The organism is Rhodobacter sp. TJ_12, assembly GCF_020023995.1.
GTDB lineage: Bacteria > Pseudomonadota > Alphaproteobacteria > Rhodobacterales > Rhodobacteraceae > Rhodobacter.
Genome location: NZ_NRRD01000019.1, coordinates 26437 through 38880 on the forward strand (window position 1 = coordinate 26437; position 12444 = coordinate 38880).

Sequence of the window (12444 nt, forward strand, 5' to 3'; positions counted from 1 at the left end):
GTTACCCCTCGAACTTGGTGCGGATCAGCCGGTCCAGCGTCATCACCCCCCAGCCGGTCGCGCCCTTGGGCGCCAGCGCGGTTTCGCCGGGCGGCAACGCCACCCCCGCAATGTCGATATGGCACCACGGCACCTCATCGCGCACGAACCGTTTGAGGAACGCCGCCGCCGTGATCGAGCCCGCCCAACGCCCGCCGGTGTTCTTGATATCGGCCAAACGCGATTTGATCAGCGGGTCATAGCTGGGCGTCAACGGCATCGGCCAGACCCCCTCGCCCACCGCTTTCGCGGCCTCCAGCACATGGCCCGAGAAGGTCTCGTCATTGGTGAACAGGCCCGCATGGTCATGCCCCAAGGCCACGATGATCGCGCCCGTCAGCGTGGCAAGGTCGATTACCGCTGCGGGTTCGAACTGTTCTTGCGCATACCAAAGCACATCCGCCAGCACCATCCGCCCCTCGGCATCGGTGTTGATCACCTCGATCGTGTCGCCTTTAAGGCTTTTGACGATGTCGCCGGGGCGTTGCGCGCGGCCATCGGGCATGTTCTCGACCAGCCCGACAAGCCCCACCACATTGGCGCGCGCCTTGCGCAGCGCCAGCGTGCGCATCACGCCCGACACCACGGCAGCGCCGCCCATATCCATTGTCATCTCTTCCATGCCCGCCGCGGGCTTGATCGAGATCCCGCCGCTGTCAAAGCAAACGCCCTTGCCGACCAGCGCCAAAGGTGCGGCATCCGGCGCGCCGCCGTTCCACCGCATCACCACGACCTTGGAGGGGCTTTCCGAGCCCTGCCCCACAGCCAAAAGCGCGCGGAACCCAAGCCGGGCCAAATCGTCTTCTTCCAAGATCTCGACCTCAAGGCCAAGCTCCTGCATCGCGGCCAATCGCGCGGCGAAATCGTCCGTGGTCAGGATGTTGGCGGGCGCATTGACCAGATCGCGGGTGAAGAACACGCCCTCGGCCAACGCGGCATGCGGTGCGGCCTCGGCAGCCACCGCCTCGGGATTGGTGACCATCAAGGTCACCGGGCCAAAGGGCGGCTTTTCTTCGCTGTGATAATCGAACCGATAGGCGCGCAACGCCAGCCCAAAGGCTATCGCGGCGGCACGCGGATGCCCCTCGGCCACGACCAGCGCGCCTTTTTCGCCCAACCCCTTGGCGATGCTGGCCCCGGCTTTGCGCGCGGTGTCTTCGTCCACCTTGCGGTCAAGCTTCACCAGCGACAGCGCCTCGCAGGCCAGCCCCCCCGGAAATCCCAACTCCAGCGAATCAGCGGCCTTGACCTTGCCCCAGGCCTCAGAGGCCAGCGCGCGTTTCACCGCACCCCGGGTCAGCCGGTCCAGCTTGCGCCCCATCGGGCCAAGCTTGCCTTCGGCGGGGACGATCAGGGCAAGGCGACCTTCGCGCGCGTCCAGCGCAGCAGGATCGGAAGCTTCGAAACGGAGGGCGACGGGGTGGATCATGGCATTCCCTGTGGCAATCTTGATATTGCAAACGAGCCTAGAGCCTTGCGCCGCGATTGTATAGCGTGGCCTGCCTGCGTGCATCCGCCCCGCAGGCGCCCCTGCCCCGGCCCGGGGGCTTTCCCCGGCCCGCATCCCGCGCTAGAGAGGGTGAAACATCCGGGGGGATGACGGGTTGAAACGACTGGACCGATATCTTCTGTCCCAGCTGATGGCGCTCTTCGGCTTCTTCGCGCTGGTGCTGGTGTCGGTTTATTGGATCAACCGCGCCGTGCTCTTGTTCGACAAGCTGATCGCCGATGGGCAGACCGCGTGGGTGGTGCTGGAATTCACCGCGCTGACGCTTCCCAATGCGATCCGGCTGGTGTTGCCGGTGGCGGGCTTTGCGGCCACGCTTTACGCGCTCAACCGGCTGGCGGGCGAATCCGAACTGGTGGTGATGCAATCGGCGGGGGCCAGCCCATGGCGGCTGGCGCGCCCGGTGGCGGTTTTCGGGATAATCGTGGCCTGCCTGATGCTGGTACTGGTGCATGTGCTGGTGCCCGCCTCCAAGGCGCGGCTGACCGCGCGGCAAGCGCAGATATCGCAAGACATCACCGCGAAATTCCTCAACGAAGGCAGTTTCGAAAGCCCGGTCGAGGGGATCACGCTTTATATTCGGCAAATCTCTGACCTTGGCGAATTGCTGGATCTGTTCCTTTACGACACGCGCACGCAGGGGCTGGAAACGATCTATACGGCGGAAAAGGCGCTGATCGTGCCCGCCGAGGCGGGGCCGAAACTGGTGATGTTCGATGGCGTGGCGCAAACCCTGCGCGCCGATGATGGGGCGCTGGCGCAAACCCGTTTTGCCGATTTCACCTATGATCTGGCCGCCGCCATCGGCCCCGACACCACGATCAAACCCAGCCTTGAGGCCGTGCCAAGCTGGTGGCTGGTGGCGCCCACGCCGATGCTGCTGGCGGCTACCGGGTCCACCCCCGCCGAGGCACAGCGCGAATTGCACGACCGCTTGGCGCAACCCTTGATGGCGCCCGTAGCCGCCCTACTGGCCGCCGCGGCCATGTTGATCGGTGGGTTTTCGCGCTTTGGGCTGTGGCGACAAATGGTCGGGGCCGTGGGGGCGCTGATCGCCTTGCAGACGCTGTCCAATGTCGCGACCTCGGCCACCCGGACCGCGCCAGAGCTTTGGGGGCTGTTTTATCTGCCGCCGCTTGTGGGGTTGGCCGGCGCGGCCGCGCTGTTGCTTTGGGCGGCGGCACCGCACCGTCGGCGCGCCCGCCCCGCGCCCAACCTGCCGGAGGCGGCGGCATGACGCTTTCCCTTTACATCGCGCGGCGTTTCTTGCGCGCGCTTGGCATCGTCGCTGGCGCCTTTGTCGGGGTGTTGTTCCTGATCGAGATCGTCGAGAAAATTCGTAGTCTCGACACGCAAAACGGCACGTTGGCCGATGCCGCCGCGCTGGCCGCGCTCAGCCTGCCCAAAACCGTCTATTCGATCTTTCCCTTGATCACCGTGCTGGCGGCGGTGGTGCTGTTTTTGGGGCTGGCGCGCTCGTCCGAACTGGTCGTGATCCGCGCCGCGGGGCGCTCTGCGCTGCGGATGCTGACCGCGCCGGTGATCGTCGCGCTTTTGATCGGCATCGCGCTGGTCTTGGTGGGCAATCCGATTGTTTCGGCCACCAGCCAGCGCGCCGATGCGCTAGAGGGCGAAATGCGCGCCGAAGGAATGCAAACCGTCTCGGTTGGACGCGCGGGCGTTTGGATGCGCCAGGGCACCGCCGATGGCGGGCAGGCGGTGATCCATGCCGATCGCGGCAATGCCGGGGCAACGGTGCTTTACGGCGTGACCTTTCTGGTTTTCGATGCCACGCGCGGCCCGGTGCGGCGCATTGATGCCGCCGCCGCGCGGCTGAGCCCGGGCGCGTGGGAGCTGGAAAACGCCAAAGACTGGCCCTTGGGCACCTCGACCAATCCCGAACGTGACGCCACCCATCACGACCGGCTTTTGCTGCCCTCGACCCTGACCGCGCAAAGCATTGCCGACAGTTTCGATGCCCCCTCTGCCGTGCCGATCTGGGAGCTTCCGGGCTTTATCCGCGCGCTGGAAGAGGCGGGCTTTTCCGCGCGCCGTCATCTGGTGTGGTTGCAAGTGGAACTGTCTCAGCCGCTGATGCTGGCCGCGATGGTGCTGCTGGCGGCGGGTTTCACCATGCGCCATGCCCGCTTTGGCGGCACCGGCGGACGGGTTTTGCTGGCGTTGCTGGCGGGGCTTTCGGTGTTTTTCCTGCGCAATATGGCGCAGGTTCTGGGCGATAACGGGCAGATTCCCGCGGCTTTGGCGGGCTGGGCCCCGCCCACCATCGCGGCTATGCTGGCGCTCGCTTGGCTGCTGCAACAGGAGGAAGAGTGATGGCCCGCCGTTGCCGCCGCCCCGCGCATTGGACAGGCATGACCGCCGCAGCACTGATGGGCCTTGCCCTCGCGTCAAGTGTGATGCTCCGCCCCGCCGCCGCGCAAGATATTGCCCCCGCAGCCGCCCCGCCCGCCAGCACGCCGGTGTCGGATGCCGCCACGCTTTTGGCCGACCGGATCCTGCTGACTGGCTCCAACACGATCATCGCCACTGGCAATGTAGAGGTCTATTGGCGCGAGCATCGGCTGTCCGCCACCCGGATCACCTATGACCAGTCCCAAAATCGGCTGGCCATCGAAGGGCCGATCCGCATGGTGGAACCGGGCGCGACCGGGTCTGTGATTTTGGCCGATCAGGCGGAACTCAGCCGCGATCTGCAAGATGGTGTGATGCGCGGCGCACGCATGGTGCTGTCGCGTGAATTGCAACTGGCCGCCAACAGTCTGGAACGCCAAGACGGCACCCGCACCGTGCTGCGCGAGGTGGTGGCCTCGTCATGCCGGATTTGCGCCGCCGATCCGACCCCGCTTTGGGAAATCCGCGCTCAGACAATCACCCATGATGCGCTCAGCCATCAGATGATCTTTGAACAGGCGCAATTCCGGGCCATGGGGGTGCCGCTGCTGTGGCTGCCCAAGCTGCGCATGCCCGACCCGAGCGTGAAACGGCTGACGGGCTTTTTGCGCCCCTCCTTCCGCACCACCTCGCTTCTGGGGCCGGGGGTGAAAGCGCCCTATTTCATCACGCTTGGTCCCTCGGCGGATCTGACGCTGACGCCTTATTTGGCAACCTCGCGCACCACCACGCTGGGGCTGCGCTATCGCAAGGCGCTGACCGGCGGCGCCTATCAGATCGAAGGCGCGCTGAGCCGCGATTCGATCCGCCCGGGCGAGACGCGCGGTTTCCTGTTTGCCGATAGCCGGTTTGCGCTGCCCGATGATTTCGTGCTGGGCGCGCAATTGCGGCTGGTCTCGGACCCGTCTTACCTGCTCAATTACGACATTACCGAAGATGACCGACTTTGGTCGGGGTTGACGCTGGAACGCGTGCGCAGCGATGAAATGATCTGGGCGCAGCTGGGACATACCCATTCGATCCGCGATGGCGAAAGCAATGCGACGGAACCGATGCTGTCGGGCGATGCCAGTTGGACCAAGATCTTCCGCCCCGCCACGATCGGCGGCGAGCTCAGCGTTGAGGCCAGCGTGCATGCGCATCGCCGCGCCTCAAGCGCCACCACCGATCTGGTGGTGGGCGACGAAGATACCGACCTGCTCGATACTGAATCCGATGGCCGCGATATGCTGCGGTTTTCGGCGGTGGCCGATTGGCGGCGCAATTGGCTGTTGGGGGGCGGCATCGTCGGCGCGGCGGAAGCCGAACTCGCTTTTGATGCGATTGCCGTGCGCCAAGACGATACGCCCGGCTATGCGGGCACGCATCTGCGCAGCCAGCCGACGCTGGGGGTGGAATTGCGCTGGCCTTGGGTGGCGGCCTATGGGCGCGCCGCGCAGGTGATCGAACCGGTGGTGCAATTGATCTGGTCGGGCAAGAACGACCGCAGCTTGCCGCAAGAAGACAGTTGGCTGACGGAATTTGACGAGGGCAACCTGTTTTCGTTGTCGCGCTATCCGGGCGAAGACAGGCGCGAACAGGGCACACGCGCCAACCTCGGGCTCAGCTGGACCCGGCACGATGCCTCTGGCTGGTCGCTGGGGCTGACCGCCGGGCGGATTTTCCGGCGCGACGATCTGGGCCAGTTCGCCCCCGGCTCGGGTCTGGCGGGTAAACGCTCGGATTGGCTTTTGGCCACGCATCTAAGCACGGCGGGCGGGCTTTTGCTGTCCAACCGCGCGCTGTTTGACGATGGTTTCAACTTTGATCGCAACGAGTTGCGCATGGCCTATCTGGGCGGCAGCACCGAATTTGCGGCGGGGTATCTGTGGATGCAGGGAACGCTGTCGAACCCCAAAACATCGGAATTGCTGATCGAATCCGGGTGGGACTGGCGGCCCGGCTGGCGCTCGACCTTCTCGACGCGCTATGACCTCACCCGCGACCGCGCCGCACGCGCCGCGCTGGGGCTGCAATATGCCAACGAATGCGTCACCGTCGATCTTTCTCTCTCGCGTCGGTTCACATCCTCCACTAGTGTGGAGCCCGAAACCGACTTCGGCCTGTCGGTGCAGCTTGCGGGCTTTGGTGCGCAGGCGGGTGCGCGCGGGCCGGAAAGGGTCTGCTGGCGCTAGGCGCGGCGACCATCATGCAGACGAACGGAAGACGGAACGGATGACACGGCATTTCTCCTTGCTTCTTGCCCCTTTGCTGGCGCTTGTGCTGGCGGTCTTCACCCCAGCCCCGGCGGTGCAGGCGCAAAGCTCCCAATTCGCCCCGGTGATCCGCGTCAATAACTTGGCCATCACCGGCTACGAGTTGGACCAGCGCCAGCGTTTCATGGAATTGCTGGGGGCCAAGGACGATGTGCGCAAGATGGCCGAAGACGCGCTGATCGAAGATCGGCTGCGCATGTGGGTCGCGCGCCAAGATGGCATCGCACTCGCCCCCGATGCGGTGGGGCAAGGCATGTCGGAATTTGCCGGCCGCGCCAATATGACCGCCGAGGAATTCGTCAAGGCGCTGGGTGAAAATGGCGTCGACGCCCAGACCTTCCGCGATTTCGTGGCCGCCGGGATGATCTGGCGCGAGGTGATCAAGGCGCGCTTTGCGGGCCGCGTGCAGGTGTCGGATGCCGATGTTGCCCGTGCCCTGTCGCTGGAAACGCCGCAGCCCGAACGGGAGCAAGTGCTGCTGTCCGAAGTGGTGATCCGCGTCGGCGGTGGTGGCGAGGCCGAGGCCATGGCCAAGGCACGCCGTGCCTCTGCCGCGCGGACCGAGGCCGAGTTTGCTGAAATCGCGCGCGAAATTTCTTCGGCGACCAGTTCGGCCGACGGAGGACGGCTGGACTGGATGGCAATTGACGCGCTGCCGCCCGAAGTGCGCGGCGCGGTGATGAAGCTGCGCCCGGGCCGCACCACGCCGCCGCTTTCGATGCCCAATGCCGTCGCGGTGTTTTTCATGCGTGGCATGGATGAAGGCGGCGCCGTCGCCCCCGGGGATCGGGCAGTGGGCTATGCCACCCTTCTTTTGGGCGCAACTGGGGCCGAAGAAGCCGCAAACCTTGCCGCCAAGGTCGCCGCCGAGGCGGATCGCTGTGACGATCTTTACACCGTGGCGCGCAACCTGCCCGCCCAGCGCTTGGCGCGGGTCGAAGCCGCGCGGCGCGGCGATCTGCCCGCTGATATCGCCGCTGCGCTGCCCCGTATGGACCCGGGCGAAACGACAGTGCTGCGCCGGGGCGCGAATGATGTGCTGGTGATGCTATGTGACCGGGGCCGCGCGCTGGATGCCAGCTTGGGCGAGACCGGACCCTCCGAACAAGCGATGCGCAACCAACTTGTGAATGCCCGTATCAGCAATATGGCCGACGCCCTGCTCGAAGAGATCAAGGCCGAGGCTGTGATCGTGCGGCCATGAGCGGGCCTGCCGCCGGGGGGCCGGTGATCCTGAGTTGCGGCGACCCGTCGGGCGTCGGGCCGGAACTGGCCGTAAAGGCTTGGGAAGCGCTGGGGGCCAGCCTTCCCTTTGTCTGGGTTGGCGATCCGGCGCATTTGCCGCGCGGCACCAAACTGCGCGAGATCGACACCCCCGCCGAGGCGATGACCCATGCGGGCCATGGGCTGTGTGTGCTGCCGCATGCCTTTCCCGCAGCCGCCGTGCCGGGCCAGCCAAACCCCGAAAACGCCGCCGCGGTGATTGAGGTGATCGCCCGGGCGACCGCGCTTGTGATGCGTGGCGAAGGGGTGGCGCTGACCACCGCGCCGATCAACAAGCGGGTTCTGAAAGACGGGGCCGGGTTCGCCTTTCCGGGCCATACCGAATATCTGGCCCATCTGGCCGGCGGCGCGAAAGTGGTGATGATGCTTGCCTCGGAGCGGGTTACCCCGCCTTGCCGCGTGGTGCCCACAACGATCCATATCGCGCTGCGCGATGTGCCCGCCAGCTTCACGCCCGAGCTTTTGCGCGACACGGTGCGCATTACCGCCGATGGGCTGAATCGTGATTTTGGGCTGGAAAATCCGCGTCTTGCCGTGGCGGGGCTAAACCCGCATGCGGGCGAAGGCGGCGCGATGGGCGACGAAGAAATGCATTGGATCGCCGACACCGTGGCCGGGCTGCGCGCCGAAGGCTATGCGGTCACGGGCCCGCTGCCGCCCGATACGATGTTCCACCCCGCCGCGCGGGCGCGTTATGATGCGGCGATCTGCGCCTATCACGATCAGGCGCTGATCCCGATCAAAACGCTTGATTTCGATGGCGGCGTGAATGTGACCTTGGGGTTGCCGTTTGTGCGCACCTCGCCCGATCACGGCACCGCTTTTGACATTGCGGGCAGCGGCATGGCCAGCCCCGCAAGCCTGATTTCCGCGCTTCGAATGGCGCAGAACATGGGGCTGGCGCGGCGCGGCTAGACCCCGCCGCAAACGGAACGCAACAGAAAGGGACACCGGCTGATGGCTGCGATCGACGGGCTGCCGCCGCTGCGCGAGGTGATCGCCACGCATGATCTGGTGGCCAAGAAATCGCTTGGCCAGAATTTCTTGCTGGATCTGAACCTGACGGCCAAGATCGCGCGTTGCGCGGGGGATTTGACCGGCGCCGATGTGCTGGAGGTGGGCCCCGGCCCCGGCGGGCTGACGCGCGGGCTGTTGGCCGAGGGGGCGCGCAAGGTGCTGGCGGTGGAAAAAGACAGCCGCTGCCTGCCCGCGCTGGCCGAGATTGCAGCGCATTACCCCGACCGGCTTGAGGTGATCCAAGGCGATGCACTGGCGGTCGATGTGGCCGCGCATTTGCGCGCGCCTTACAAGATTGCCGCCAACCTGCCCTATAATGTGGGCACAGAACTTTTGGTGCGCTGGCTCACGCCGCCCGCATGGCCACCCGCTTGGGACAGCCTGACCTTGATGTTCCAAAAAGAAGTCGCCCAACGCATCACCGCCAAAGTGGGCGACACTCATTACGGGCGGCTGGCGATCCTGGCGCAATGGCGCAGCGATGCGAAAATCGTCATGCATCTGCCGCCCGAAGCGTTTCAGCCCGCCCCAAAGGTGCATTCGGCGGTGGTGCATCTCAAGGCGCTGCCCGCACCGCGCTATGAGGCCGATGCGAAAGTGCTGGAACGGGTGGTGGCGGCGGGCTTCAACCAGCGCCGTAAAATGCTGCGCGCCTCGCTCAAAGGGGTGCATCCGCGCATTGAGGCGCTTTTAGAAGAGGCGGGCATTGCCCCCACCGAACGCGCCGAACGGGTCAGCCTTGAAAAATTCTGCGCGCTGGCGCGGCTGGTGGCGGCACGCTGAACGCAAAAGCCGCGCCCAAGGGCGCGGCTTTTTATGTTTCGGAATTTCATCCCGCTTACTCGGCAGCAGGCGCCTCGGGCGAGGGGGCCGGTTTGTCGGCTTTTGCGGCCTTGGGGGCTTTGGCAGGCTTATCGCCCGCTTCGGCCTTGGGCTTGCGCGGTGCACGGGCCCGCGGCGCTTTGGCCGGTTTTTCCTCTGCCGGTTTCGCCTCGGTGCCCGGTTCAGCCGCCGGGGTCGCCTCGGCAGCGGGCTTGCGGGTGTTGCGGGCGCGGGTTTGCGGGCGCGGCGCTTCGGGCTCGGGCTGGCGCGCCTCGGGCGTTTCCACCAACCCCGGACCGTCATCCCCACCCGTTTCTTCGGTCGAGAAGAAATCAGGCATCATCACCGGCGCGCCTTCGTAACGCGGCTGCTCGCCGGAGGGATCACGGCTGTCACGCGGCGCGGTGCTGGCTTGCGCAGGCTGTCCGCCCGCGGCATTGGCGCCACCGGCGTCATTCTGATTGCCGCCCTGACCGCCCGTTTGGCCGCCCGCGTTGCCCCCATTCTGGCCGCCGCCTTGACCACCATTTTGGCCATTGTTCTGGCCGCCATTTTGGTTGTTGTTATTGTTGTTTTGATAATTGCGCTGGCGCTCTTCTTGTTCGCGCGCCAGTTCGCGCTGCGCCTCGCCCAGCAGCCGCGTGTAATGCTCGGCATGCTGCAAGAAGTTCTGCTCGGCCACGCGATCGTTGCCCAATTGCGCATCCCGTGCCAGCGCGAGATATTTCTCGATGATCTGCTGCGGCGTCCCGCGCACCTTGCCCTCGGGCCCGGAGCTGTCGAAGACACGGTTGATGACATTGCCGATGTTGCGCTGACGGTTCGACTTGTTGCGCGAACGGGACTTGGAGGATCTCATGAGCCTGCGTCTGTTGGGCCCCTTGGGGGGCGTGGGTCTGGGCCGGGAACCTTGAAACGGGAGCCCGCCATCGGAGGAAAGTCGCAGCCTGCGCTGCATGTGACCGGATCCGAGGTGTAAGCTGAAGTCGTGGGGGGCGAAATCGCCCCAGCCACAGCGGTGAGTAAACACTTCACGCCCGCGCGCGCAAGCCGGAAATTGCGCAAAACAAGCGAAAAGCGGCAATTTTACACTTTTAGGCGGGTCTTGGCCGATGCTTTTGCCGTCATGCGGGCGTGGCCGCAGGCCTATGCGCCAAAACGACGCGGTCGCGACACCCCAGATCGGGGCGCACTTCGCGCACCTCAAACCCTTGCGCGCTTAACATCGCGCTGACCGCCGCCGCCTGTGTCGGCCCGATTTCCAGCGCCAACCGTCCGCCCGGCTTCAGCCGGGCAAAGGCCCCAAAGGCAATCGCACGATAGGCCCCCAAGCCATCACCGCCCGGGGTCAGCGCTTCATGCGGCTCCCAATCGCGCACTTCGGGGGAAAGCTGCGCCATTTCTTCTTCTGTAATGTAGGGCGGATTGGAGACAATCAAATCAAACCGCCCTTCGACCCCGTGAAACCAATCGCCATGAATGAACTGCGCGCGTTCGTGCAGGCTAAGCCGTTCGGCGTTTTCTTGCGCCACTTTCAAAGCCGCTTCTGAAATATCGGTCGCGACCCCCGTGGTTTCGGGACGTTCGGCCAAAAGACTGAGCAAAACGCACCCGGTACCGGTGCCCAGATCCAGAACCCGGGTAAAGGGTTCCTCCAGCGCCACCTCGACCAAAAGCTCTGTCTCGGGGCGCGGGTCCAGCGTGTCGCGCGTGACGCGGAATTCATGCTTCCAAAAGGCGCGATGGCCGGTGATCTGCGCCACCGGCTGGCGCGATTCCCGCATCGCGAGATATTTCAGATAGGCCTTGTGCCGCTCTTCGGACAGTTCATCATGGATCGACAGATAAAGCCGCTCGGCGGGCAGCCCCATCGCATGGGCCAAAAGCCGCCGCGCATCGGTCGAGGCGCCTTCGATCCCCGCGCCTTCCAATTGGCGCGTCCCCAGCATGAGCGCGATCTGTGCCTTCATCCGTCCATCTCCGCGAGTTTTTCTGCTTGGTCATGGGCCACAAGCGCATCGATCACCTCGCCCAGATCGCCCGCCATGATCTGCGGCAGCGCGTAAAGCGTCAGGTTGATGCGGTGGTCCGTCATTCGCCCTTGCGGGAAGTTATAGGTGCGGATGCGCTCCGACCGGTCGCCCGAGCCCACCTGCGCGCGGCGGCTGTCGGCGCGTTCGGTGGCAAGCCGGTCGCGTTCCATTTCGTAAAGCCGCGCGCGCAGCACCGCCATGGCAATGGCGCGGTTTTGGTGTTGGCTCTTTTCCGACGAGGTCACCACAAGCCCGGTGGGAATATGGGTGATCCGCACGGCGGAATCGGTGGTATTGACGTGCTGCCCCCCCGCGCCCGAGGCGCGCATCGTATCGATGCGAATATCGCTCGTGGGAATGTCGATATCGACCTCTTCGGCCTCGGGCAGCACCGCGACGGTCGCCGCCGAGGTGTGAATACGCCCGCCCGCCTCGGTTTCGGGCACACGCTGCACGCGATGCACGCCGGATTCGTATTTCAGCCGCGCAAAAACGCCTTCGCCAACGATCCGGGCCATGCCTTCTTTCAGCCCCCCCAATTCGGTGGGGGTGAATTCCAACCGCTCGAACTGCCAGCCCATCTTCTCGGCGTGGCGTTCATACATCCGCCACAGATCATGCGCGAAAAGCGCGGCCTCCTCGCCCCCGGTGCCGGGACGAATTTCCAAGATCGCGGGCCGGGCATCGGCGGCATCTTTGGGCAACAGCGCGATGCGCAGCGCCTGTTCCATTTCGGGAATGCGCGCTTTCAGGCGGGGCAGTTCTTCTTCGGCCAGATCGCGCATTTCCGGGTCTTCCAGCCAGCCCTCGGCCTCGGCCAGATCGTCAAGCGCGGTGCGATAGGCCGCGATTTCGCTCACCACCGGGCGCAATTCGGAATATTCGCGCGACAACGCCGCGATCTCCCCCGGCGCAAGCGCGGAATTGAGTTTCGCCTCGAGAAATTCGAAGCGCGCCGTAATCTGGGCAAGTTTATCAAGCGGCACCATGGCTTCATCTGACCGAGACAGGCGCGCGGGTCAAGGGCGCGCACCCGCCCCCGCCCGCATTCTGGCCCCCTGCCCCTCGGCTTTGT

Annotated in this window: 10 protein-coding genes; 6 read left to right on the plus strand and 4 right to left on the minus strand. The window is 65.2% G+C overall.

Going from position 1 to position 12444, the window contains the following annotated elements; genetic code table 11:
• Position 1: 1 nt before the first annotated feature.
• A complete protein-coding gene (locus CKO11_RS13300) occupies positions 2-1468 on the minus strand; it encodes a leucyl aminopeptidase (RefSeq protein WP_223639681.1) in 1467 nt (488 codons plus the stop codon).
• A gap of 175 nt (positions 1469-1643) precedes the next feature.
• Here CKO11_RS13300 and lptF point away from each other — a divergent pair, with 175 nt between their 5' ends.
• Genes lptF through rsmA form a run of 6 tightly spaced genes read left to right on the plus strand, consistent with a single transcriptional unit; the run spans position 1644 to position 9297 of the window.
• Entirely contained in the window at positions 1644-2783 is a 1140-nt protein-coding gene (gene lptF, locus CKO11_RS13305) for an LPS export ABC transporter permease LptF (protein ID WP_223639683.1), read from the plus strand.
• Complete coding sequence (gene lptG / locus CKO11_RS13310) at positions 2780-3880, plus strand: LPS export ABC transporter permease LptG (protein WP_223639685.1); 1101 nt, start codon at positions 2780-2782, stop codon at positions 3878-3880. Before lptF ends, lptG begins: the two co-directional genes overlap by 4 nt.
• The gene (locus CKO11_RS13315; protein ID WP_223639687.1) at positions 3880-6132 is read left to right on the plus strand and encodes an LPS-assembly protein LptD; all 2253 of its coding nucleotides are present in this window, start codon (positions 3880-3882) and stop codon (positions 6130-6132) included. Before lptG ends, CKO11_RS13315 begins: the two co-directional genes overlap by 1 nt.
• Positions 6133-6172: 40 nt before the next feature.
• Entirely contained in the window at positions 6173-7417 is a 1245-nt protein-coding gene (locus CKO11_RS13320; RefSeq protein WP_223639689.1) for a peptidylprolyl isomerase, read from the plus strand.
• Positions 7414-8412, plus strand: coding sequence for a 4-hydroxythreonine-4-phosphate dehydrogenase PdxA (gene pdxA, locus CKO11_RS13325; RefSeq protein ID WP_223639691.1), 999 nt, complete (start codon positions 7414-7416; stop codon positions 8410-8412). The genes CKO11_RS13320 and pdxA overlap by 4 nt, the downstream gene beginning before the upstream one ends.
• Before the next feature lie 42 nt (positions 8413-8454).
• The gene (gene rsmA / locus CKO11_RS13330) at positions 8455-9297 is read left to right on the plus strand and encodes a 16S rRNA (adenine(1518)-N(6)/adenine(1519)-N(6))-dimethyltransferase RsmA (RefSeq protein ID WP_223639694.1); all 843 of its coding nucleotides are present in this window, start codon (positions 8455-8457) and stop codon (positions 9295-9297) included.
• A gap of 55 nt (positions 9298-9352) precedes the next feature.
• Here rsmA and CKO11_RS13335 read toward each other — a convergent pair whose 3' ends face one another.
• From CKO11_RS13335 to prfA, 3 genes are all read right to left on the minus strand, one after another.
• Positions 9353-10195: a DUF4167 domain-containing protein gene (locus CKO11_RS13335; RefSeq protein ID WP_223639697.1), complete on the minus strand. Its 843-nt coding sequence runs from the start codon at positions 10193-10195 to the stop codon at positions 9353-9355.
• 265 nt (positions 10196-10460) lie between these two features.
• Positions 10461-11306, minus strand: a complete 846-nt coding sequence (gene prmC, locus CKO11_RS13340; RefSeq protein WP_223639700.1) for a peptide chain release factor N(5)-glutamine methyltransferase — start codon at positions 11304-11306, stop codon at positions 10461-10463.
• Positions 11303-12358 carry a peptide chain release factor 1 gene (prfA, locus tag CKO11_RS13345; protein ID WP_223639703.1) on the minus strand — a complete coding sequence of 352 codons (1056 nt, stop codon included), beginning with the start codon at positions 12356-12358 and terminating at the stop codon, positions 11303-11305. Before prfA ends, prmC begins: the two co-directional genes overlap by 4 nt.
• Between the last annotated feature and the right edge of the window lie 86 nt (positions 12359-12444).

Bases quoted from the DNA above. Each gene is read 5' to 3' on its own strand.
- CKO11_RS13300 (WP_223639681.1), bottom strand. From the start codon at position 1,468: ATGATCCACCCCGTCGCCCTCCGTTTCGAAGCTTCCGATCCTGCTGCG.
- lptG (WP_223639685.1), top strand. From the start codon at position 2,780: ATGACGCTTTCCCTTTACATCGCGCGGCGTTTCTTGCGCGCGCTTGGC.
- CKO11_RS13315 (WP_223639687.1), top strand. From the start codon at position 3,880: ATGGCCCGCCGTTGCCGCCGCCCCGCGCATTGGACAGGCATGACCGCC.
- CKO11_RS13320 (WP_223639689.1), top strand. From the start codon at position 6,173: ATGACACGGCATTTCTCCTTGCTTCTTGCCCCTTTGCTGGCGCTTGTG.
- pdxA (WP_223639691.1), top strand. From the start codon at position 7,414: ATGAGCGGGCCTGCCGCCGGGGGGCCGGTGATCCTGAGTTGCGGCGAC.
- rsmA (WP_223639694.1), top strand. From the start codon at position 8,455: ATGGCTGCGATCGACGGGCTGCCGCCGCTGCGCGAGGTGATCGCCACG.
- CKO11_RS13335 (WP_223639697.1), bottom strand. From the start codon at position 10,195: ATGAGATCCTCCAAGTCCCGTTCGCGCAACAAGTCGAACCGTCAGCGC.
- prmC (WP_223639700.1), bottom strand. From the start codon at position 11,306: ATGAAGGCACAGATCGCGCTCATGCTGGGGACGCGCCAATTGGAAGGC.
- prfA (WP_223639703.1), bottom strand. From the start codon at position 12,358: ATGGTGCCGCTTGATAAACTTGCCCAGATTACGGCGCGCTTCGAATTT.